The 20,927-nt window shown below is 62.9% G+C and carries 17 protein-coding genes, 1 tRNA gene and 2 pseudogenes; 11 read left to right on the plus strand and 9 right to left on the minus strand.

Translation table 11 applies throughout. The features are described from left to right. Positions 1 to 67 precede the first annotated feature (67 nt). From QA643_RS07005 to QA643_RS07015, 3 genes are all read right to left on the minus strand, one after another. Positions 68 to 343: a DUF1153 domain-containing protein gene (locus tag QA643_RS07005; protein WP_002714638.1), complete on the minus strand. Its 276-nt coding sequence runs from the start codon at positions 341 to 343 to the stop codon at positions 68 to 70. Positions 344 to 557: 214 nt separating this feature from the next. Then, positions 558 to 1,247 carry a flagellar hook capping FlgD N-terminal domain-containing protein gene (locus QA643_RS07010; RefSeq protein WP_283032460.1) on the minus strand — a complete coding sequence of 230 codons (690 nt, stop codon included), beginning with the start codon at positions 1,245 to 1,247 and terminating at the stop codon, positions 558 to 560. A gap of 11 nt (positions 1,248 to 1,258) precedes the next feature. Then, a complete protein-coding gene (locus tag QA643_RS07015) occupies positions 1,259 to 2,965 on the minus strand; it encodes a flagellar hook-length control protein FliK (protein WP_283032461.1) in 1,707 nt (568 codons plus the stop codon). A gap of 343 nt (positions 2,966 to 3,308) precedes the next feature. Between QA643_RS07015 and mnmA the strand changes: the two genes are divergently transcribed. From mnmA to QA643_RS07035, 4 genes are all read left to right on the plus strand, one after another. Beyond that, entirely contained in the window at positions 3,309 to 4,511 is a 1,203-nt protein-coding gene (gene mnmA, locus QA643_RS07020) for a tRNA 2-thiouridine(34) synthase MnmA (protein ID WP_283032462.1), read from the plus strand. A gap of 22 nt (positions 4,512 to 4,533) precedes the next feature. Continuing rightward, positions 4,534 to 5,172, plus strand: a complete 639-nt coding sequence (locus QA643_RS07025) for a methyltransferase domain-containing protein (RefSeq protein ID WP_283032463.1) — start codon at positions 4,534 to 4,536, stop codon at positions 5,170 to 5,172. A 54-nt stretch (positions 5,173 to 5,226) separates the two neighbouring features. After that, positions 5,227 to 5,592, plus strand: coding sequence for a hypothetical protein (locus tag QA643_RS07030; RefSeq protein ID WP_283032464.1), 366 nt, complete (start codon positions 5,227 to 5,229; stop codon positions 5,590 to 5,592). A gap of 116 nt (positions 5,593 to 5,708) precedes the next feature. Then, positions 5,709 to 5,785: transfer RNA gene (locus QA643_RS07035), tRNA-Met, on the plus strand. A 71-nt stretch (positions 5,786 to 5,856) separates the two neighbouring features. Here the strand turns inward: QA643_RS07035 and QA643_RS07040 are convergent. Next, a complete protein-coding gene (locus tag QA643_RS07040) occupies positions 5,857 to 6,483 on the minus strand; it encodes a TetR/AcrR family transcriptional regulator (RefSeq protein WP_283032465.1) in 627 nt (208 codons plus the stop codon). A gap of 173 nt (positions 6,484 to 6,656) precedes the next feature. On the opposite strand from QA643_RS07040, the gene QA643_RS07045 reads away from it, so the two are divergent. After that, the gene (locus QA643_RS07045; RefSeq protein ID WP_283032466.1) at positions 6,657 to 7,892 is read left to right on the plus strand and encodes an allantoate amidohydrolase; all 1,236 of its coding nucleotides are present in this window, start codon (positions 6,657 to 6,659) and stop codon (positions 7,890 to 7,892) included. Positions 7,893 to 7,901: 9 nt separating this feature from the next. After that, a complete protein-coding gene (locus QA643_RS07050) occupies positions 7,902 to 9,293 on the plus strand; it encodes an aspartate aminotransferase family protein (RefSeq protein WP_283032467.1) in 1,392 nt (463 codons plus the stop codon). Between the two features lie 228 nt (positions 9,294 to 9,521). Here QA643_RS07050 and QA643_RS07055 read toward each other — a convergent pair whose 3' ends face one another. The 4 genes and pseudogenes from QA643_RS07055 to QA643_RS07070 form a co-directional block, all read right to left on the minus strand. Further along, entirely contained in the window at positions 9,522 to 11,138 is a 1,617-nt protein-coding gene (locus QA643_RS07055; protein ID WP_283032468.1) for a DHA2 family efflux MFS transporter permease subunit, read from the minus strand. A gap of 1 nt (position 11,139) precedes the next feature. Further along, on the minus strand, positions 11,140 to 12,315 hold the full coding sequence (locus QA643_RS07060; RefSeq protein ID WP_283032469.1) for an HlyD family secretion protein: 1,176 nt from the start codon (positions 12,313 to 12,315) through the stop codon (positions 11,140 to 11,142). A 243-nt stretch (positions 12,316 to 12,558) separates the two neighbouring features. Beyond that, positions 12,559 to 13,220, minus strand: a pseudogene (locus QA643_RS07065) (TetR/AcrR family transcriptional regulator). A gap of 57 nt (positions 13,221 to 13,277) precedes the next feature. After that, on the minus strand, positions 13,278 to 13,784 hold the full coding sequence (locus QA643_RS07070) for an Lrp/AsnC family transcriptional regulator (RefSeq protein WP_283032470.1): 507 nt from the start codon (positions 13,782 to 13,784) through the stop codon (positions 13,278 to 13,280). 204 nt (positions 13,785 to 13,988) lie between these two features. Here QA643_RS07070 and QA643_RS07075 point away from each other — a divergent pair. Then, positions 13,989 to 15,076 (plus strand): annotated as a pseudogene (locus QA643_RS07075) (aminotransferase class I/II-fold pyridoxal phosphate-dependent enzyme). 40 nt (positions 15,077 to 15,116) lie between these two features. Next, the gene (locus QA643_RS07080; protein ID WP_283032471.1) at positions 15,117 to 16,121 is read left to right on the plus strand and encodes an adenosine deaminase; all 1,005 of its coding nucleotides are present in this window, start codon (positions 15,117 to 15,119) and stop codon (positions 16,119 to 16,121) included. Between the two features lie 104 nt (positions 16,122 to 16,225). Here QA643_RS07080 and QA643_RS07085 read toward each other — a convergent pair whose 3' ends face one another. Then, positions 16,226 to 16,876, minus strand: coding sequence for a TetR/AcrR family transcriptional regulator (locus tag QA643_RS07085; protein ID WP_283032472.1), 651 nt, complete (start codon positions 16,874 to 16,876; stop codon positions 16,226 to 16,228). A 240-nt stretch (positions 16,877 to 17,116) separates the two neighbouring features. On the opposite strand from QA643_RS07085, the gene QA643_RS07090 reads away from it, so the two are divergent. From QA643_RS07090 to QA643_RS07100, 3 genes are read left to right on the plus strand one after another with little or no spacing between them, the layout of a single operon-like run. Next, on the plus strand, positions 17,117 to 17,614 hold the full coding sequence (locus QA643_RS07090) for a (2Fe-2S)-binding protein (protein WP_283032473.1): 498 nt from the start codon (positions 17,117 to 17,119) through the stop codon (positions 17,612 to 17,614). Further along, complete coding sequence (locus QA643_RS07095) at positions 17,611 to 18,666, plus strand: xanthine dehydrogenase family protein subunit M (RefSeq protein ID WP_283032474.1); 1,056 nt, start codon at positions 17,611 to 17,613, stop codon at positions 18,664 to 18,666. The genes QA643_RS07090 and QA643_RS07095 overlap by 4 nt, the downstream gene beginning before the upstream one ends. Continuing rightward, positions 18,659 to 20,920 carry a xanthine dehydrogenase family protein molybdopterin-binding subunit gene (locus tag QA643_RS07100; protein ID WP_283032475.1) on the plus strand — a complete coding sequence of 754 codons (2,262 nt, stop codon included), beginning with the start codon at positions 18,659 to 18,661 and terminating at the stop codon, positions 20,918 to 20,920. The genes QA643_RS07095 and QA643_RS07100 overlap by 8 nt, the downstream gene beginning before the upstream one ends. The last annotated feature ends 7 nt before the right edge of the window (positions 20,921 to 20,927 follow it).

The following is a 20,927-nucleotide window of genomic DNA, read 5'->3' on the forward strand; positions in this document are numbered from 1 at the left end:
CGGCATGTAAAAAACCGGCTTCGCAGAGCGAAGCCGGTTTTCATCAAATCTTTCGGTTCGGGAGGGCTTACTGCCGATATTGCTGGATCCGGGTCGTCCGGAGGCCTGCCAGCCCGTGCTGATCGATTGAGAACTGCCAGGAAAGGAATTCGTCGACGGTCAAGGTATAGCGGCTGCAGGCCTCTTCGAGGGATAGCAGGCCACCACGGACCGCGGCGACTACTTCGGCCTTGCGACGGATCACCCACCGTTTGGTGCCGGGCGCGGGCAGGTCAGCAATTGTTAACGGACTGCCGTCAGGCCCGATGACGTATTTTACCCTCGGGCGATGGGGTTCTGTCATGGCGTACTCACAAACTCTCAACCACTGAACTCACGGTACCAACTTACGCTGGTCGGCTTAAAATTTGCCTAAGCCTACGGCTTCAATACGAATCTCCTTGAAAATGACCAGAAATGGCCACGGCCCGGCCTCCGGGAACGCCTGTGCGTTCGCTGGGGAACCGGGCCGCTAAGGGCTGATGCTGGGGTAAGCGATCGACGTTGGGTACCGGATCTTAGGCTTTCGTGCGCATCACCCGCTTGATCTTGTCGGTGGTGTAGCTCTGTCCGCCGATCGACAGCAGCGGCGGGGACGAGGTCAGGTCGACGGAATCGACGACGCCCTGGACTTCGGTGGAAATAGCCACGTTGTTGCCTTTGCTATCCGTGCCCGTCGCGGTCAGGGTGTAGGTTCCGGGCGGCCACTGCACGCCGTCATTGCCCTTGCCATCCCAGACGAAGCTGGAGCCGCCCTTCTTCAGGTTGAAGTTGCCGCTGTAGGCCGTCTGTCCTGCGGAATTGGTGATGGTGATCTTCGCGGTTGTGTCTTGCTCGGAATTGAAATTCCAGGTCGCCGACTTGTCGAACTGCGCCTTGCTGCCGTCGATGGCAACGGTGTTGCCGACATAGACCAGCGCCTGCGTCGCCTGCGCACCCTTTTCGATCTCGACCAGGGACTTCAACTGCTCGTTCGACTTGAGCTGCTGCTCGATGCCGGCGAACTGCACGAGTTGCTGGGTGAACTGGTTGGTGTCGAGCGGATCCAGCGGATTCTGATTCTGAAGCTGCGTGGTCAGCAAGGTCAGAAAGGTTTGGAAATTATCCGCGATCCCGGTCGTCTTGTCCGATGCGGTCTTGTTGCCCGTCGCGTTACCGGTTCCGGGAGCCGAAACGACCGTGGTCGGCATGGTTGCATCAACTGCCATGGCGATTTCCTTTACACTCTGATGTCAACGCCGCCGCTCGCACCGAGCATGCGGCCATAGCTGCGGCCCGCGACGACGGCCGGCACGCTGTCTTCCTCGCTGACGACGATGCGATGCGCGTTGGGATTTCCCTGGTTGCCGTCGTTCTGGCCCTGCGAGGACTGGTCGCGCAGGCTGAACTGCAGACCGCCATTGCCGGTGGAGAGCCCGGCATTGTCGAGCGCGCGCTGCAGCTGGTTGGCGTCCTGGCGCAGCATCGACAGCGTTTCCGGCCGCTCGACGGTGAGGTGCGAGGTCACCTGGCCGTGTCGGTCGACATCGATGCGAACATCGATGCGGCCGAGCTCGGCGGGATCGAGCCGGATCTCGAAGCGGGTCTTGCCGCTCTTGGCGGAGGCGGCGATTTCCATCGCGAGTCCGCTAACCGGCACGGCAGCATCGGTAGCGGCAGTGGCGGTGAGTTGACTGGCCGCAGCGGTCGTCGCGGAATGAACGGTCGACTGTTGTGCCAGGATCGTGCCGGCGGCCTGCAGGCCGTTCCCTGGCGTATTGAACGTCGTCTGGCCAATATCGGCGGCAAGCTGCGCGTTGGCATTGGCATGCGCCACGGGCGGCGCGATGGAATTGCCTGACGCGTCGCCCTTCACGGCATCAGCGATGCCGTTCTCGGATTTTGGCTTGGCGACGGCTTCGGCCGGCGTGACGGCGGACACGATGGTGTCAGTGGCAGGTGCCGTCGGTGCAGCGGTATCGGTGCTGTCGATCGTGCCGGGCTGCTGCTCGACCGCCGCCGTGGCGCCCTTCTTGGCGAGATCGGCACCCTTGGACGGCACGGCGGCTTTGGTCGCGGCCGGCGTCGCCGCGACCACTGCAGCGGCCTGAGCGATGCCTCCGGTAACAGATGGATCGCCGGACGTCGCCTGCGCGCTGACCGCCTGGCCGACGCCGCCTTGCGCGACAGTCTTCACCGTGGTCTCCGCCTGTGCGGCGTTCGCGGTCGCGGGGGAAGTTGCTCCGGCGTCGCCGTCCGTCGTTTCGGCGGTGGGCGTCGCCGGAGCGGTTTCGGCGGCCACCGCTGCGATCGCGGCTGCTGCAATGGCGAGCGGGGCGGCGGCCTTGTCGGCTGTGGCCGCTGCGGGGACAGTCGGCGCCGGCGTTGCAGCAGCAGGGATTGCGGCGGCGATGGCATCGGCCGTCGTGACGGTCGTTCCATTCTGGTCCGTCTCGGTCTGATCGGCGGCGGAGATATCGCCGGAAGATGCCTGCGCCGTTTCGTCCGACGTCGCCTTGTCAGACTTCGGCGCGTCGGACTTCGATTTGGTGCGGCGGGTTGTCGTCGCCTTGGTATCGGCAGTCGTGTCAGTATTGGTGTTGGCGTCGGCTTTGCCATTGTCGCGCGCGTTGTCGTCGCTACCAGCCTTGTCGTTACGGGGCTTGGCCTCGGCGTTGCGATCATTCGCATCGTTGCGCGCGGCCTTGTCGGACGCGGCGGCGCTGTCACGCGATCGATTGCCGGATGCCTGGGTGTCGTCGGGGCGGCGCGCGGCGGGCGCCTGGTCTTGCGCGCGATTGTCGTTGCGGCTCGCGGCCGTGTTGCTGTCGACCAGCGCTGCGAAGCTGTGGTTCCCGGTGGGGGGATCGGAATCCGGCCGGGCGGATTTCGCCGCCGCGTTCTGGAAAGATGCGTTTGCCGATACTTCTGACGTGACACTAACCACGGGCAACCCTCGCGCTGAGCTCTCGGGCTACCCTTCAGCAAGGACCGGGCCACTTCCGTCCGAGAATTATTATTAAGGGATTTCAGGGCCTTGCGACCGAGCCCGACCGGGTGGCGTTGCCCGGTTTCGGCCGCCTTTTCTGCCCGGCGGCAAGATTTGCCGTCCTGGACCCGCTCCAAATTGGCGGCCGGCTGATTGCTTCGCAGGAATACGGCCTATATTAAAGAGCGGCGTCCAATCCGGTCCGGGATGGGCAGAATGATATCCTAAGGCCTTGGAGAAAAAGGTCTTTTAACCCCTGCGGGCCGCCTGGCGCCCGCGATTGAAGTCGATGACCCCTGGCATGCGAAACAGTCTGGATCTCGAGGGCCGCCCGCAGGACACGCGGATCGTGGTTGCCATGTCCGGCGGCGTCGATTCCTCGGTGACGGCCGCCCTCTTGAAGTCCGAGGGCTACGACGTGGTCGGAATCACGCTGCAGCTCTACGACCATGGCGCGGCCACCCATCGCAAGGGCGCCTGCTGCGCCGGGCGCGACATCCACGACGCCCGCAACGTCGCCGAACGGATCGGCATTCCGCATTACGTGCTCGATTATGAAAGCCGCTTCCGCGAATCCGTGATCGACAATTTTGCCGACAGCTACGCGCATGGTGAGACGCCGGTGCCCTGCATCGAGTGCAACCGCTCGATCAAGTTTCGCGACCTGCTTTCGACCGCGCGCGAGCTTGGCGCCCAGGCGCTCGCGACCGGGCATTACGTGGCCTCGCGCCGCCTCGCCGACGGATCGCGCGCGCTGGTCTGCGCGGCGGATGCCGATCGCGACCAGAGCTATTTCCTGTTCGCGACCACGCGCGAGCAGCTGGACTATTTGCGCTTTCCGCTTGGCGACATGACCAAGCCGCAGACGCGCGAGCTGGCGCGGCGCTTCGGGCTCGAAGTCGCCGACAAACAGGACAGCCAGGACATCTGCTTCGTGCCGACCGGCCGCTATACCGACATCATCGGGCGGCTGAAGCCCGGCGCGATCGAGCCCGGCGACATCGTCGATCTCGAGGGACGCGTGATCGGCCGTCACCAGGGCATCGTTCATTACACCGTCGGCCAGCGCAAGGGCCTCGGCATTGCCGCCGGCGCACCGCTCTATGTCGTCAAGCTCGATGCGGCCAGCCGTCGCGTCGTGGTGGGCCCGCGCGAGGCGCTGCGGATGGATCGCATCCTGCTGCGCGACGTCAACTGGATCGGCGACGGCGCGCTCGACCGTGTCATCGGCGAGGGCATCGAAATGTTCGTTCGCGTGCGCTCGACCCGTGCGCCGCAGCCGGCGTTTCTGCGTGCGGTCGATGGCGGTTATGAAGTCGAACTCGTCGCCGGCGAGGAGGGCGTATCGCCCGGCCAGGCCTGCGTGTTCTACGACGCGCCTTCCGGACAGGCGCGCGTGCTCGGCGGCGGATTTATCAAGAGCGCGACCGCGCGCCATGCGGTGACGAGGGCAGGGGCGCAGCCAGCGACGACGCCGCCACTTGCCGAGGCGATGCGCACGTAAAGAAAAAATCGGGGCAGGGGAAATGGCTGCGGACATCGACCGCGAGGGGGTCGAAAAGGCTTATGGGCGCTGGGCGCCGGTCTACGATCTGGTTTTCGGCAAGGTGTTCGACGAGGGCCGCCGGTCGACCATCGCGGAAGCCGACAAGATCGGCGGACGCGTTCTTGATGTCGGCGTCGGCACCGGGCTGTCGCTGTCGGAATATTCGCGCAATACGAGATTGTGCGGCGTCGACATTTCCGAGCCGATGCTGCGGCGGGCGCTGAGGCGCGTGCGCGAGTTTGGGCTGACCAACGTCGAAACCCTTGCGGTGATGGACGCCAAGAACCTGGCGTTTCCCGATTCGTTTTTCGATGCGGTGGTGGCGCAATATGTCATCACGGCGGTGCCGGATCCCGAGGCCACGCTCGATGATTTCATCCGCGTGCTGAAACCGGGCGGCGAACTCATCCTGGTCAACCACATCGGCGCGGAAAGCGGCCCGCGGCGCGCCTTCGAGCTGGCGTTCGCCCCGATTGCGCGGCGGCTGGGCTGGCGGCCTGAATTTCCCTGGGAGCGCCTGACCAACTGGGCCGACAAACATGGCGGCGTCACCCTGACCGAGCGGCGGCCGATGCCGCCGATGGGACATTTTTCCCTGATCCGTTATCGGAAATCGTGATCGCGCATGACAGTCTGACGGCGGAACCTCCGCCAGCGCAGGCCGTTTTCTTGCATGGCAATGAAACGCGCACTGCTTCTCTCATGCGTGATGACGGTGGCCGCCGGCGTGGCGGCGGCGCAGGCTCCGCCCGGTCCGACCACACCGCCGGCCCCGACCGCGCCGCCATCGCCGCAACGCGCCGCCGATTGTGCACCGATGCAGCCCAAGCCCGATACCGGCGAGAAGGTTCCGGAGGGAACGACCACTGGCCAGCGGGCTGAGCCGCTCGGCGACAAGCTGGCGCGCTCCGACGGCGTATTGTGTCCGCCTGCGGGCGTCGACCCCGAAATGCACGCGCCCGCGCCGGATGCCGGCAAGACCCCGGTGATTCCGCCGCCCGGCAGCCCCGGCGGCGACCAGACAATCAGGCCAAAATAGCGTGGTTTTGCGAAGGCTTGCGCGGCGTGCTCGCTTTGCTTGACAGCGGCTTGAGCCACTCCTTATATGCGCCGCGTTCGCGACCGCGGCATTGCCTGCCGCCACCGCGACGCCGTGGCGGGGTAGCTCAGCTGGTTAGAGCACGGGAATCATAATCCTGGGGTCGGGGGTTCGAGTCCCTCCCCCGCTACCAAGCGGCACGATTTTCTACGCCAGACTTCGATCTTCTGCGATCTTGCACTCCCATGGTAGCGGTCGGAGTCGTTACGCGCGAACCATCGATGCTTCCCGCTGCAGTTGTTGAGAATATTGCTTCGCTCCAAATATGAGCGCCTCAATCGCTTGATTGGAGCGCGTGCGGCTTGGTTTCACCAATTCCTGAAGAATGAGGCCGTCAATGCCCGCGAGTATGAAGCGTGCCAGCGAAGTATAGCCTGCGGCCGAAAGTTCCGACTTTTTGGATTTGCTGGTTAGTTGATCCCGGTAAAGCTGCAGGTAGGCCTCGTACTGCTGATCGGCGAGCCATTGGGCGCCCTCACGCAACGCGTACAGCGTCAGCTCGTACTGCACGATCTGGCGAGCGCGCGATTGCATGATGGATCGCCACGTGCCGCGAATTAGGATCTCGATGCGATTGTCGAGATCGGGTTCAGTGCCGGCGCGATCTTGCCGTAGTCGCTCGGCGATCTCGTCGATCAGCGCTTCCAACACGGCGACGAGCAATGTGCTCTTGCTTTCGAAATGATAATGCAGCGTCGCAAGCTGAACATTCGCTGCTGCGGCAATGCTCCTGGTGGTGGTTCCGATAACGCCGGTCGTCTCCAGAGCTTGCAGCGCTCCCTGAATGATTTGGGCGCGCGTTACGTCACTCTTCGTCCTCAGCTTTGTCATGCGTCCGATGTTTCCGCGAACTGCTTTGAGCTGTCAAATGCATCTTGGCTGCCCTCAGTTTCTTCGCCCGACCCCGCCCGACATGTCATCTTGCTCAAAGCTGGTCGCTTGACTAAATTTGGTCGTTTGACCAAAATGCTGCCGCGATAGGGAGATTGTCCAGGAAGCGAAAGATGATCAGAGTGGACGGCGAGCGCCTATGGTCGGATCTGATGACGATGGCGGCCATCGGCGCGACCGCGAACGGCGGCTCGTATCGAACGGCGCTATCGGACGCCGATCGCGATGGACGCAATCTGTTCGTGCATTGGGCGAAAGAGGCGGGGCTGACCGTCACGATCGACAAGATCGGCAATGTCTTTGCGCGCCGGAGCGGCATAGACGACAATCTGCCGCCGGTCATGATGGGCAGTCACCTCGACACGCAAGCGCCCGGCGGGAAGTTCGATGGCGTCCTGGGTGTCTTGGCGGGTTTGGAAGTCGTGCGAACGCTCGACCGCGCCGGCGCTCGGACTCGTCGCCCGATCGAGGTTGTGAACTGGACGAATGAGGAAGGTGCACGTTTTCCGCCCGGGGTGGTCGGCTCGAACCTGTTTGCAGGCCGAACGACGCTGGAGACTCTGCTCGCCACCCGCGACCGGGCGGGCATCTTGATGGGCGACGAGCTCAAGCGCATCGGATATGCGGGCGAGGCGGAGGTGGGACAGCGTCCCGTAGACAGCTACGTCGAACTACATATCGAGCAAGGGCCGGTTCTCGAGGCCGCCGGCATCCAGATCGGGGCAGTGACGCACACCTCCTATCAGGGCGGCGGCATCATCGAGATTCTTGGCGAGAACGGTCACTCTCAGACCACCCGGATGTCGAAACGGCGCAATGCTTTGGTTGGCGCCGCGAAGATAGTTCAGGAAATCGAAGAAATCGGCATGGCCCAGGAGCCGCATGGGATGGTCAGTGCGACGGTCATCGATATCTGGCCGAACAATCGCATCAATATCCCGCACAAGGCCGTCGTCCAGTTTTTGGCGGTGCACGCCGAAGCGGGCGGGCGCGACGACATTCTAGCCAGCATCGAGCAGTTGGTCGAAAAGGTTGGGCAGGAGCATCGACTGAGCATGTCATTCTCGCGCAATCCGCAGCGTCACCGCTTCGATTTCCCGAGCGAACTCGTCGAGCTGACCGAACAGGTCGCCAGCCAACTCGGCTTCACTTCGATGCGGCTGCCGACATGGACTGCGCATGATGCGCTCAACATGCATGTGGTGTGTCCTACAGCGCTGATCTTCGTGCCCTGCCGCGACGGCATATCGCACAGCGAATTCGAGTGGTGCGAGCCGGGTCACGCCAAAGCGGGCGCGGATGTGCTTGCCAATATGGTGTACGAGCGGGCCCAGCGGGCCGCGGATTAGGAGAGCAGAGTGAGCATTCGTCCCAATTCGATCGAGGCGCGCGACGTTGCGCGAGTGCTGCATCCCTACACCAATGCGGTTGCCCATGAAAAAGTGGGTCCGATGATGATCGAACGCGGAGACGGGATCTACGTCATCGACAACGAAGGCAATCGCTACATCGAGGGGCTCGCCGGCTTATTCTGCGCTTCGCTTGGCTTCAGCGAGCAGCGGCTGATGGACGCTGCGTATCGCCAGATGCAGAAATTGCCGTTTTATCACAGCTTCGGCGGCAAATCACACGATACGGCGGTCGAGTTGGCCGAGCGGCTGGTCGATCTCTCGCCAGTGCCGATGAGCAAAGTGTTCTTCGTCAATTCCGGGTCAGAAGCAAACGATACGGCGATCAAGCTCGCGTGGTACTACCACAATTCCATCGGCAGGCCGGCCAAGAAGAAGATCATCTCCCGTATGCGCGCTTACCACGGCGTGACGATTGCGTCGGCGAGCCTCACGGGTCTCGTCAATAATCATCGGGATTTCGATCTTCCGATCGACCGCGTCCTGCACACCGAGTGCCCACTTCACTACCGATACGCAAATCCCGGCGAAGACGAAGAGACTTTCGCCACGCGCTGCGCCGATGCGCTTGAGCAACTGATCCAGAGGGAAGGTCCAGACACGGTTGCGGCATTCTTCGCGGAACCGTTGATGGCATCGGGTGGATGCATCGTGCCGCCGCCGACCTACTATGAAAAGATTCAGGCAATCTTGCGCAAGTATGAGATCCTGTTGATCGCGGACGAGGTCATCTGCGGGTTCGGAAGAACCGGCAACATGTTCGGATGTGAGACTTTCGGTCTCAAGCCGGATGTCATCACGATGGCGAAGCAGCTCTCGGCGGCCTATCAGCCGATCGCTGTCGTGATGATCAATGAAAAGGTCTATTCAGCGGTTCGTGACGCAAGCGGAAGGATAGGAACGCTGGGGCACGGCTTCACCTATGGCGGTCATCCTGTCGCCACGGCAGTGGCGCTGGAGACTCTCAAAATCTATCAAGAACGAGACATCGTGAACCACGTCCGCTCGATCATGGGCGAGTTCCAGTCGGGTCTTAAGTCCTTCGCAGATCATCCGTTAGTCGGCAACGCCCGTGGCGTCGGACTCATCGGGGCGCTCGAGCTGGTTAGCAACAAGGATTCGAAGGAGGTTTTCGATCCGTCCTGGGGCGTTGCGGCTCACGTCGGAGAACGGGCCCTCAAGCACGGTCTGATCACGCGTGCGCTCGGAGACACGATAAACTTCTGCCCGCCGATGATCATCACCAAGGCTGAGATCGGCGAGATGTATGCGCGCGCCCGACGCGCACTCGACGAGACTTATGCGTGGCTGCAGGCCGGTCGCCCGGCGGCTGCGGCCTAACAAAAGGCGGTTTCGCCAGACTATCAAATTGCTCGCTGGGCCGGCTTCGCTGCCCGCCGATAAGAAAACAGGGCTCCCGAACTAGTGGGTATCGCGATGTAGCGGACCCCCGCTACCAAAGCTTCCATTGCCTGCGCCGATATGCGATCTCCCGCGATTTCGCACGCTTGAGGCATGCCCACGAGATATCGATCCCGCTTTGGTAGCGCCGACTTCGAGCTCGGGAGACTAGTGACCTCGCGCAGGCGCCTTCAAATCGATCGATCGGAGCGTCAGCGCCATGGGGATCATGATGGCGCCGATCATCGCAAGGGTCCAAAACACGTCCGCAAAGGCGAGCAGATCGACCTGCTTTTGCAGCGTTTGTCCCACCCAGGCGATGGCTTGCGACGCCGCTTCAGAGGCGCTGGAGCCTTGCGCCTGAAAGTAGCGCGTCATTGCATCGATCGTTTGCTGATAGGCGATGTCGGAAGGGGCAACATGCTCGACCAGGCGGGTTTGATGGAATTGCTGGCGCTGGGCGAGAACGGTCTGCACCAGCGCGACACCCATCGAGCCGCCGAGGTTGCGCGCGACGTTGATCAGCGCGGAGGCCTGGTTTGTCTTGTGCGGCGGGATGCCGTCATAGGATGCGGTCGTGATTGGCAGGAACAGCAGCGGCAGCCCAATCGCCAGATAAATACGTGACATCGCGGCATAGCCGTAGGTGATGTCGCCCGTGATCCCGGTGAGATGCCACATCGACAGCGCCGCGATCGCCGATCCTGCGGCAATCAGATATTTCGGCTGCACCCAGCCGATCAACCAGCCGGTGATCGGCATCATCACCATGGTGACGAGCCCACCCGGCGACAGCACCAGTCCGGCAAGCATCGCCGTGTAGCCCAGCTCGGTCTGCAGGAATTGCGGCAGGATCTGCGTGGTCGCAATGACGATCGCACCAGTGCCGAGCATGGCCAGGAAGCAGGCGCCGAACTGCCGCTGTCCCAGCAGGCGGATATCGATGATCGGATCCTCGCGCGTCAATTCCCAGAACACCAGCGCGACCAGGCAGAAGCCCGCCGCGAGCGCGAACCCGACAATCATGTTCGATCCGAACCAGTCGTTGCGCTGACCCTCGTCCATCACGAACTCGAGCGAGCCCAATCCAATCGCAACGAGCGCAAACCCGACATAGTCGACGCGCAATCCCCTGCTGAGCAGTCTTTGCCGTTCCTCTTCCGCGCCGGACGGTTCACTGACCAGCGTTCCAACCAGAAAAAGCGAGAGCAATCCCATGGGCACATTGATCAGGAATATCCAGTGCCAGGAATAGGTATCGCTGATCCAACCGCCGAGGGTCGGGCCGACCACAGGCGCGACCACGACTGCGATGCCGTAGATCGCAAAGGCCTGGCCGCGCTTTTCGGGCGGAAAGGAATCGGCGAGGATTGCCTGCTCACTGGTGGCCATGCCGCCGCCACCGAGACCCTGTAGGATGCGGAAGAGCACCAGCGCCTCGAGATTCCAGGCAAATCCGCACAGCAGCGACGCAAAAGCGAAGACGGCGACGCAGATCATGTAGAAGCGCTTGCGCCCGATGACCGTCGCCAGCCAGCCGGAAATCGACAGCACGACCGCATTGGCGACAAGATAGCTGGTAATAACGTAGGTACTTTCATCGAGCCCGACCGCGAGTCCTCCGGCGATATAGCGCAGCGAGACATTGGCAATAGTCGTATCGAGCACTTCCATGAAGGTCGCGATCGAAACAACAAAGGCTATGAGATAGGGATTGTGTCCACCGGCGGCGGACCGCTCCGGTGACCAGCCGCTGCCCCGCGCGCTGTCGGTCGTGCTGGTCATTTCACTTTGGTCCAATCACTCTGGTCCACGGCACGACCGACATGCCCGGTCCGACCGGCACGTCGGCAGGCCAATGGTCGACCACAATCTTCACCGGCACGCGCTGCACGACCTTGACGAAATTGCCAGTCGCATTTTCCGCCGGCAGCAGGCTGAAGGCGGTGCCCGATCCAGGCTGGATCGATGCCACGCGGCCAGTCAATGTCCGGCCCGCATAAGCATCGATGGTGAATTCGACCGGCTGGCCGGGCCGCATATATCTGAGCTGCGTCTCCTTGTAGTTCGCGACGATCCAGATATCGTCCGGAACCAACATCATCAGCGCCTGGCCCGCGGTAGCGAGAGTCCCGACGGCACCGGACAGCTTGACAACGCGCCCGGCCTGGTCGGCTGTGATGCGCGTGTACTGCAGATTGAGATTGGCCTGATCGAGCTGGGCCTGCGCCTGCTGCCGCCCGGCGCGCGCGCTTTCAAGCTGCGCCCCGAGCGTCTTGATGCCGAGCTCAGCAGCAATCATTGCCGCCTTTGCCCGCGAGGTGTTGGCCTGCTGTGACTGCAGATCCGAACGCGTCTGCTGCTCACGCTGGACGGTGCCGGCGCCTTTATCGACCAGATCCTTGGCGCGAGCTTCTTCCTGATCTGCGAATTTGAGCTGAGCCTCGGCCTGCTCCAACTGCGCCTTTGCCTGATCAATCTGCTGATGTTGGCTTTCGATCTGGGCTTGGACGTTGTCGATATTGGCTTCCGCGACCGCGACCTGCGCCTTGGCTTGGCTGACCGCGATGACGTAGTCGCGATCGTCGATCCGGGCCAAGAGGTCGCCGGCATTGACATGCTGGTTGTCGGTGACCGGCACGTCCGTGACATAACCGCCGACCTTCGGCGCAACTGAGAAGCTCCGTGCAGCGATGAAGGCGTCGTCGGTGATTTCGTAATTGCGAATGCTGAGCCAGTAGATAGTTCCTCCGCTGACGGCAACCAGCAACAGGCACGTCACGACGGACGCTAGAAGCCAGTGCGCGCGAAGTCGATCGCGCAGGGAAGCGGGTGGCTGCGCCTTGTCCTGCGCGCCGCTGTTCGCCTGATGATCCTTGGGCTGCGGCTGCTGCTCAGATCGCGTCGGCAGCAACCGGGGCCTGTCGGGGGAAGGGCTCCGCTCTATCGTCCGTGTGTCCATGCGATGCCCTCAGGTTGTGCTGCCTGCGGTGCTACGCATGGAGAGTAGCTTGGTTCCCTTGATCGCATTGAACTGAACAACTGGAACGGGCTTGCGAGCGGCCGTTTGACTTCACGGCAGTTCCGCACTTGCTCAATGCGCAGTTCCATGTCCAGACCGTAGGAGATCCCTCGCGCACCGCCTGCACTGGGCGTGCGCTAACTCTTCGCCCCCGGCTACTGCATCAATGCAGCTGCATGATGGTCAGCGTTTCGTCGCACGTTTTGTTGCTTGCTTGCTGGCCGGCGGCTTCGCGGCGGCGGGTGCCGTTTTCGCTTTCGGCTGGATCCGAAGCCCGTCGATGAACACGTCGAGCAGCCGCCGGGCGGTTGCCTGCCAGCCCGGCTGGTCGTGCATGTAGCACATGCCGATCAGCGCCCGCAGCAGGTCGTCCGGGCTGATGTCGGCACGCAATTTCCCGGCGGCGACCGCACGGTCGAGCAGCAGGCCGACGGCCTTCGTCAACGGTCGAGCGAAAACGCGTGCAGCTCGGACTGGTTCTGCACGGCAAGCGCCAGCGCGGCCAACATGCCCTTCTTGGTTGCGACGAACTCGACATTGGAATGCAGCCAGCGGCGCAGCGCTTCGACCGGGTCCTTTGCGCCCTTCAATAGCTCGGCGAGTTCGCCGAGTTGCTCCACCTCGCGCCGGTAGACCGACTCAAACAAAGCCTCACGTGTCGGGAAGTGTCGGTAGAGCGTGCCGATGCCGACGCCGGCGCGCTTCGCCACCGCTTCCAGGCTCGCCTCCGGCCCACCGGCGCTGAATACGGCCTTCGCCGCTTCGAGCACGCGCTCGCGATTGCGCACGCCGTCCGCGCGAGGTTTTCGGATCTTTACTTTCGGTCGTCCTGGATGAGCGGACATTTTCGATATCCGTCAACATGTTGCAGCCGCCAATGAGTGCGCACGAAGTTGCTAACCTCAGCGTTGGCGCAAGGGCAAAGCGCCGGACAGTTTGAAGCTTTTCATCGCGAAGCTCGTTCGGATGTCGCGCACTTCGGGGAGGCTTAGAAAACGCCGGAGCACCACGGATTCGTAGGTCGTCATGTCCGGCACGACGATCTCGACCAGAAAATCGACGTCGCCGGAGATCAGGTGGCAAGCGACCACTTCCGGCATTTTAAGGATGGTCTGGATAAACCGCTCCTTCGGCGCATCTGCGTGCTTTTCCATTTTGATACCCGCGAAGACAGTCAGTCCCAACCCGACGGCGGTGCGGTTCAAGACCGTTTGGTAGCCTTCAATGACACCTTCGCTTTCGAGCATCCGCACTCGCCGCGAACAGGGCGAGGGTGACAGGCCGACGCGATCGGCCAGAGTTTGGTTCGGCAGCCTCGCGTCGAACTGCAGTTCGCCGAGTATCTTCAGGTCAATCGCATCCAATTTCGCCAAAGAGTTGATTTGAGACTGTTTGGCTGGTTTGCTCATTTTTTATCTACCTATTAGCGGTTTGCACCAACTTTGAGGGGTTACGAGACGAAGTTTAGCATAATTGGCGCTCGCTTTCTCGCTAGATTGTGGCCATGAAAAACGATCGAAAATTCGGTTTCGCCACGACCGCCATCCATCACGGGTACAACCCGCTCGCTTACCATGGCTCGCTCAATCCACCCGTTTTTCTCACGTCGACATATGCGTTCGATCGCGTCGACCGGCAGCGAAACGTTCGCGGGCGAGAACGAAGGATACATCTACAGCCGGGTCGGCAACCCTACGGTCAGCATTCTGGAGGCGCGAATCGCAGCGCTCGAAGAAGGTCAGTGCGCCCTTGCGACCTCTTCAGGCATGGGTGCGATGACCGCTGTGCTGTGGACTCTGTTGCGTTCCGGCGATGAGGTGATCGCGGACAAGACGCTTTATGGGTGCACGTTCGCGCTCCTGAGCCACGAGATCCAAAGGTTTGGCATCAAGACACGCTTCGCAGATCTCACAAATCCATCCGGATTCGACCAGGCGATCACGCCGCGCACGCGGTTGGTTGTCGCCGAAACGCCCTCGAACCCCAACATGCGCGTTGTGGACATTGCCGAGCTTGCGGATCGCTGTCGCAAGGCCGGCGCTTTACTCCTGATCGACAATACCTACTGCACGCCCTATCTGCAGAAGCCGATCACGCTCGGGGCGTTCTCGTGGTCCATTCGGCGACGAAGTACCTTGGCGGACATGGCGATCTTCTCGCCGGTCTGATCGTCGCGCGCAAGGAACTCGTCGACCAATTCCGCTTCGTCGGGATCAAGGAGATGAATGGCGCGTGCATTTCGGCATTCGATGCCTTCCTTGTGCTGCGCGGATTGAAAACTCTCAACCTTCGGATGGAAAGGCACGGCACGACGGCGGCCAGGATAGCCCGCGATATCGAAGCGCATGCCGCAGTGGCCAAGGTTTACTACCCGGGCCTGGTGTCCCATCCGCAATACCACGTGGCGAGGCGCCAAATGCGGAATATGGGAGGAATGATCGCTCTCGAACTGAAGGGCGGTCTGCCGGCGGCCCGCGCATTTATGAATGCGGTCAGTCTGGCGACGCGTGCGGTAAGTCTCGGGGACGCGGAGACACTGGTACAGCATCCCGCCAGTATGACGCACGCTACCTATTCCCCCGAAGAACGCTTCGAGCATGGATTCACGGATAGTTTGATAAGATTGTCGATCGGCCTCGAGGATTATGACGATATCCGCGCTGACCTGATCGAGAGCCTTGATCGCGTCAAGGCCGCCTAGTTTTGGCGTATCCCTCTTCACGACCATAAAGGGAATCCTTATGACGGAGATGAGTGCTTTCATTCGGGGAATGCCGAAAACCGAGCTGCACATGCACATCGAAGGCAGCCTGGAGCCGGAGCTGATGTTCGCATTGGCTAGACGAAATGGTGTCAAGCTTCGCTGGGAAACGCCGGAAGCGCTACGAGCCGCTTACCGTTTCTCGGACCTGCAGTCGTTCCTCGATCTCTATTTCGAGGGTTGCCGTGTGCTCATGCATGAAGTGGACTTCTACGATGTGACCGCAGCCTATCTGAGAAAGGCCCATGAGCACGGGATCGTTCGGGCCGAACTGTTCATGGGCCCGCAAAGCTTTACCAGTCGAGGAGTTTCGATCGATTGCGTCATGAATGGCGTCCTGCGGGCGATGGACGATGCCAAACGTGAGCGTGGAATCAGTTCCGGTCTAATGGTCAGCGCGCACCGTCACAGGACGGAGGGCGATGCGTTGGAACTGCTCGATCAGGTAATGCCTTGGTCGGATCGCATACTTGCGATCGGGATGGGTGGCGCGGAGATCGGTAATCCGCCGTCGAAGTTCAAAAGCTTCTTCCGCGAATGCCGTGGCAGAGGGTTCCGAACCACGATTCACGCGGGAGAGGCGTCCTACGTCCGGGAAGCCGTCGAACTGCTGGAGGTCGACCGCATCGATCACGGTAATTCCTGTTTGGCCGATCACGGCTTGGCGAGGGAGCTTGCCCACCGCCGAATTGCGCTCACCGTTTGTCCACTCTCAAACCTGAGACTAAATGTAGTACGCTCGCTGCGCGATCATCCGCTGCGGGCAATGATGGATGCGGGCCTGCTGGCTACGGTCAACTCCGACGACCCGCCATACTTCGACGGATATGTCAGTGAAAATTTGATTGAGTGTCAGCGGGCATTGCAGCTCTCGCAGGAAGACATTGTCCGCGTGGTCCGCAACGGATTTGAGGCCGCTTTCATCACCGAAGAAGAGCGGCATCGGTTCTTGACAGCCGTCGATACCTACGTCGGACATGCCTGATCTTGCTAGGGCAGGCTCGGGATTGCGAACCAGTGCACGCCGCCGACGTCGGAGATCGTCGCTTTCAGCCGCTGCGGCTTTGCAGCTGAGGCTGATCCTGACGATCAGCGTCTGTTCACGCGCTTCGTTGCTCGCTTGCTGGTCGGCGGCTTCCCGGCGGTGGGTGCCGTTTTCGCTTTCGGCTGGATCCGAAGCCCGTCGATGAACACGTCGAGCAGCCGCAGGGCGGTTGCCTGCCAGCCGGGCTGGTCGTGCATGTAGCACATGCCGATCAGCGCCCGCAGCAGGTCGTCCGGGCTGATGTCGGCACGCAATTTCCCGGCGGCGACCGCACGGTCGAGCAACAGGCCGACGGCCTTCGTCAAACGGTCGAGCGAAAACGCGTGCAGCTCGGACTGGTTCTGCACGGCAAGCGCCAGCGCGGCCAACATGCCCTTCTTGGTTGCGACGAACTCGACATTGGAATGCAGCCAGCGGCGCAGCGCTTCGACCGGGTCCTTTGCGCTCTTCAATAGCTCGGCGAGTTCGCTGAGCTGCTCCACCTCGCGCCGGTAGACCGCCTCAAACAAAGCCTCACGTGTCGGGAAGTGTCGGTAGAGCGTGCCGATCCCGACGCCGGCGCGCTTCGCCACCGCTTCCAGGCTCGCCTCCGGCCCACCGGCGCTGAATACGGCCTTCGCCGCTTCGAGCACGCGCTCGCGATTGCGCACGCCGTCCGCGCGAGGTTTTCGGATCTTGTCGGCCTGATCGTCCATACCCCCGAATGTAGATCACGATCCGGTTAGATTGAACCCGGTCATGGCTGCATCGCGTTGTTTGCACATGCTCTTTTGACGAATTCTGAAATCTTTTTAGGTGCCCCTTGTTAAACGGAGGGTGCCTCCGTATATCCGCTCGGCTATCGGCTCGATCCATCGTCGAGCCGCGTGAAATCGATGGCGGCCACGCCGTGGCGCGCAGCGATGACCCATGACCATATCTGATCGGAGCTCTCGATGACCCACTCCATCAGCCTCACCGTGAACGGTGCGCGGCGCGAGATCGAATTGAACGATCCGCGCGTCACGCTGCTCGATCTCCTGCGTGAGCGCCTCCAACTCACCGGAACCAAGAAGGGATGCGACCGCTGCCAATGCGGCGCCTGCACCATCCTCGTCGACGGCAAGCGCATCAATTCGTGCCTCGCGCTCGCCATCAGCCATGCCGGCGCCGAGATCGTCACGATCGAAGGCATTGCCCGCGGGGATCAGCTGCATCCGGTGCAGGCCGCTTTCATCGCCTGCGACGGCTTTCAGTGCGGCTTCTGCACGCCGGGCCAGATCATGAGCGCGATCGGGCTGATGAGCGAGGGCCAGGCCGGCAACGATCCCGAGCGGATCCGTGAAGGCATGAGCGGCAATCTCTGCCGCTGCGGCGCCTATGCCGGCATCGTCGATGCCGTGCTGGAAGCGCAGGCGAGCCAGACCGAAGCAGGCCGGAGGCGCTCCGCATGAAAATGTTCGATTATGTGAAGCCCGCGACGCTGGCTGAAGCCGTTGCGGCCGCGAGCCAGCCGGGTGCCGCCTATCTTGCCGCCGGCACCAACCTGCTCGATCTCATGAAGGCCGGCGTCAGCCGTCCGGATCGCCTGGTCGATGTCACCCATCTTCCAGGACTGGACCGCATCGAGCATTTGCCCGGCGGCGGCGTCCGCATCGGTGCGCTGGTCTCCAATGCGGGCCTCGCGCACGACACCGAGTTCGCAACGGCCTACCCGGCGGTGGCGGAAGCCTTGCTGTCAGGCGCCTCGGCGCAACTGCGCAATGCCGCGACGGTCGGCGGCAATCTGCTGCAGCGGACGCGCTGCGCCTATTTCTACGACACCGCCAGCCGCTGCAACAAGCGCGAGGCGGGAAGCGGCTGCGATGCCCAGGGCGGCGAGAACCGGCTGCACGCCGTGCTCGGCTGGAGCGCGAGCTGCATCGCCACGCACCCTTCCGATTTTTGCGTGCCGCTGGTTGCGCTCGATGCCGTCGTCGAGATCGAAGGCAAGAACGGCCGCCGCGAGCTGCCGCTCGACGAGTTGTACCGCCTGCCGGGCGACGCGCCCGAGCGCGACAACGTGCTCGCGCCCGGCGATCTGATCGTCGCGGTGCGGCTGCCGCCGGCGTCGCGGAATTTTGCCGCGCATGCCCGCTATCTCAAGGTCCGCGAGCGCACCTCCTACGCCTTCGCCGTGGTATCGACTGCCGCCGCGCTGCAGATCGAGAACGGCAGGATCGCCGAGGCGCGGCTGGCGCTCGGCGGCGTCGCGGCAAAGCCATGGCGCGCCCGTGCGGCGGAGCAGGTGCTGAAGGGAGCTACGCCGGATGCAGCCAATTTCCGCGAGGCCGCCCGGTCAGCTCTCGCCGAGGCAACGCCGTCCGGCGACAACGCCTTCAAGATCGAGCTGGCGCGCCGTGTGATCGTGCGGGCGCTGAGCCTTGCCGCAACCGGGACGCCCGCGCGCATACCCGCGCTGCCGGCGTCCGTCTTCGCATCGAATTCCGGAGCATTGCATGCTTGAGATCAATCCGACGCAGACTCCCACGCACATGCGGCATGGTTCGAGCATCGGCCAGCCGCTGACCCGCCGCGACGGCATTTTGAAGGTCAAGGGACAGGCCGGCTACGCCGCCGATCGTCATTTGGCTGATATGCTCTACGCCGTGATTGCCGTTGCCAGCATCGCCCGCGGCCGCGTCACGTCGCTCGATGTGGCGGCGGCGAAAGCCCATCCGGGCGTGGTCGACGTCATGACGACGGCGAACAAGCCGCCGCTGGCGACCGATCCCGACATCAAGACCAATCCGTTCGTGTTCCGCATGGAGGTGCTGCAGAGCGACGAGGTACGCTATGCCAACCAGCCGATCGCGGTGGTGATCGCAGAAACGCTGGAAGCCGCCACCGAAGGCGCGGCCCTGCTGGCGCCGCGTTACGAGGCGCTGCCGGCCCGTGTCGGTCTGGACGCCGGCGAGGCTTTCGTGCCGCCCGTCGTCGGCGTCGGCAATCCTGCCGAGCACCTGCATGGGGATATCGAAGCAGGGCTTGCTGCGGCGTCGAAGACGGTCGAGGCGACCTATGAGACGCCACCACAATATCACAACGCGATGGAGCCGCACGCGGTCGTCGCGGCCTGGGACGTCGACAGGCTCGTGGTCGATACGCCGAGCCAGGCGATGGTGATGGCGCGCGCGCGTGTCGCCGAGCTGTTCGGCATCGCGCCGGAAAATATCCTCATCCGCAGCCCGTTCCTCGGCGGCGGCTTCGGCTCGAAGGGATTTTTGACCGGTCCGCAGATTCTTGGCGTCATGGCGGCGAAGCTGGTCGGCAAGCCGGTCAAGCTCGTGCTCCGCCGCGAGCAGATGTACGGCCCGGTGGGCCATCGCGCGCCGACAAGGCAGCGGCTGCGGATGGGCGCCGACGGCGAAGGACGTCTCACCGCGATCGACCATCATGCCCGGACGGTGTCGAGCCGCTATGACGACTTCTACGAGCCGGCGGCCGGTGCGTCCCACACGCTCTACGCCAGCCCCGCGATCCGCACCGCGCATGATGCGGTACGGGTCGATACCGGCACTCCCCTGTTCATGCGCGCGCCTGGGGAGGCGACCGGATCGATTGCGCTGGAGAGCACGATCGACGAGATGGCTGCAGCCTGCGGCATCGATCCGCTCGCATTCCGTCTGAAGAACTACGCCGAGGTCGAGCCGATCACCGGCAGGCCGTTCTCCTCCAAGGCACTGCGGGCTTGCTATGAGCAGGGCGCCGCGCGCTTCGGCTGGGCGAAGCGGCCGCTCGCGCCACGGCAGATGCGCGATGAGGCGGGTTTGCTGGTCGGCTGGGGCCTCGGCACCGCGACATTCCCGGCGATGATGTTCCAGGCTGAAGCCCGTGCGGTGATCCGCCGCGACGGCTCCGGCGTGATGGAAATCGGCGCGCACGACATGGGGCAGGGCGCCTGGACGGCGCTCGCCCAGATCGCGGCCGATGGTCTCGGTCTCGACGTCGATCGCGTCGAATTCAGGTCCGGCACATCAGATCTGCCAGATGGCGGCATCGCCGGCGGCTCGGCGCACACCGCGACAGCGGGCAATGCAGTCCACAATGCCGGCGCGGCCGTGATTGCCAGGCTCGCCGATCTCGCGACATCAGATGAACGCTCGCCATTGTTCGGGGCCGGCAATGCCGGTGTGATCGCGCGCGATGGAAGGCTATTCCGCCGCGACGATGATACCCGTAGTGAGGCCTATCCCGACATCCTCGCTCGCGCGGGCCTTACCGAGATCGAGGCGCGTGGCATGGGTGGCCCAAACCCGGCGGCGCAGGCGGAGTACGCGATGCATGCGCATGGCGCCGTATTTGCCGAGGTCAAGGTCGATCCTGAACTGGGCCAGATCCGCGTTTCACGCATGGTCGGCGCGTTCGCCGCGGGGCGCATCATCAATCCGCATCTGGTGAGGAGCCAGTTGTTCGGCGGCATGATCTGGGGCCAGTCGTTTGCGCTGCATGAGGAGGCGATCATCGATCGTCGCGGCGGCCGGATCATGAATGCCAACCTTGCCGAATATCATGTCCCGGTGAACGCCGACGTGCCCGAACTCGACGTGCTGACCGTCGAGGAGCACGATCCGCACGTCAACGCGCTCGGCATCAAGGGCGTCGGTGAGATCGGTATCACCGGCAGCGCCGGCGCGGTCGCCAATGCGGTCTGGCACGCGACCGGCGTGCGTGTCCGCCGTTTCCCGATCCGGATCGAGGAATTGCTGACGCAGCTGTAGCGCCAGG

Source organism: Bradyrhizobium sp. CB3481 (assembly GCF_029714305.1).
Taxonomy (GTDB): Bacteria; Pseudomonadota; Alphaproteobacteria; order Rhizobiales; family Xanthobacteraceae; genus Bradyrhizobium.

Bases quoted from the DNA above. Each gene is read 5' to 3' on its own strand.
- QA643_RS07100 (WP_283032475.1), top strand. From the start codon at position 18,659: ATGCTTGAGATCAATCCGACGCAGACTCCCACGCACATGCGGCATGGT.
- QA643_RS07040 (WP_283032465.1), bottom strand. From the start codon at position 6,483: ATGACAAAGCTGAGGACGAAGAGTGACGTAACGCGCGCCCAAATCATT.
- QA643_RS07045 (WP_283032466.1), top strand. From the start codon at position 6,657: ATGATCAGAGTGGACGGCGAGCGCCTATGGTCGGATCTGATGACGATG.
- QA643_RS07080 (WP_283032471.1), top strand. From the start codon at position 15,117: ATGACGGAGATGAGTGCTTTCATTCGGGGAATGCCGAAAACCGAGCTG.
- QA643_RS07005 (WP_002714638.1), bottom strand. From the start codon at position 343: ATGACAGAACCCCATCGCCCGAGGGTAAAATACGTCATCGGGCCTGAC.
- QA643_RS07030 (WP_283032464.1), top strand. From the start codon at position 5,227: ATGGCAATGAAACGCGCACTGCTTCTCTCATGCGTGATGACGGTGGCC.
- QA643_RS07060 (WP_283032469.1), bottom strand. From the start codon at position 12,315: ATGGACACACGGACGATAGAGCGGAGCCCTTCCCCCGACAGGCCCCGG.
- QA643_RS07095 (WP_283032474.1), top strand. From the start codon at position 17,611: ATGAAAATGTTCGATTATGTGAAGCCCGCGACGCTGGCTGAAGCCGTT.
- mnmA (WP_283032462.1), top strand. From the start codon at position 3,309: ATGCGAAACAGTCTGGATCTCGAGGGCCGCCCGCAGGACACGCGGATC.
- QA643_RS07085 (WP_283032472.1), bottom strand. From the start codon at position 16,876: ATGGACGATCAGGCCGACAAGATCCGAAAACCTCGCGCGGACGGCGTG.
- QA643_RS07090 (WP_283032473.1), top strand. From the start codon at position 17,117: ATGACCCACTCCATCAGCCTCACCGTGAACGGTGCGCGGCGCGAGATC.
- QA643_RS07055 (WP_283032468.1), bottom strand. From the start codon at position 11,138: ATGACCAGCACGACCGACAGCGCGCGGGGCAGCGGCTGGTCACCGGAG.
- QA643_RS07070 (WP_283032470.1), bottom strand. From the start codon at position 13,784: ATGAGCAAACCAGCCAAACAGTCTCAAATCAACTCTTTGGCGAAATTG.
- QA643_RS07010 (WP_283032460.1), bottom strand. From the start codon at position 1,247: ATGGCAGTTGATGCAACCATGCCGACCACGGTCGTTTCGGCTCCCGGA.
- QA643_RS07025 (WP_283032463.1), top strand. From the start codon at position 4,534: ATGGCTGCGGACATCGACCGCGAGGGGGTCGAAAAGGCTTATGGGCGC.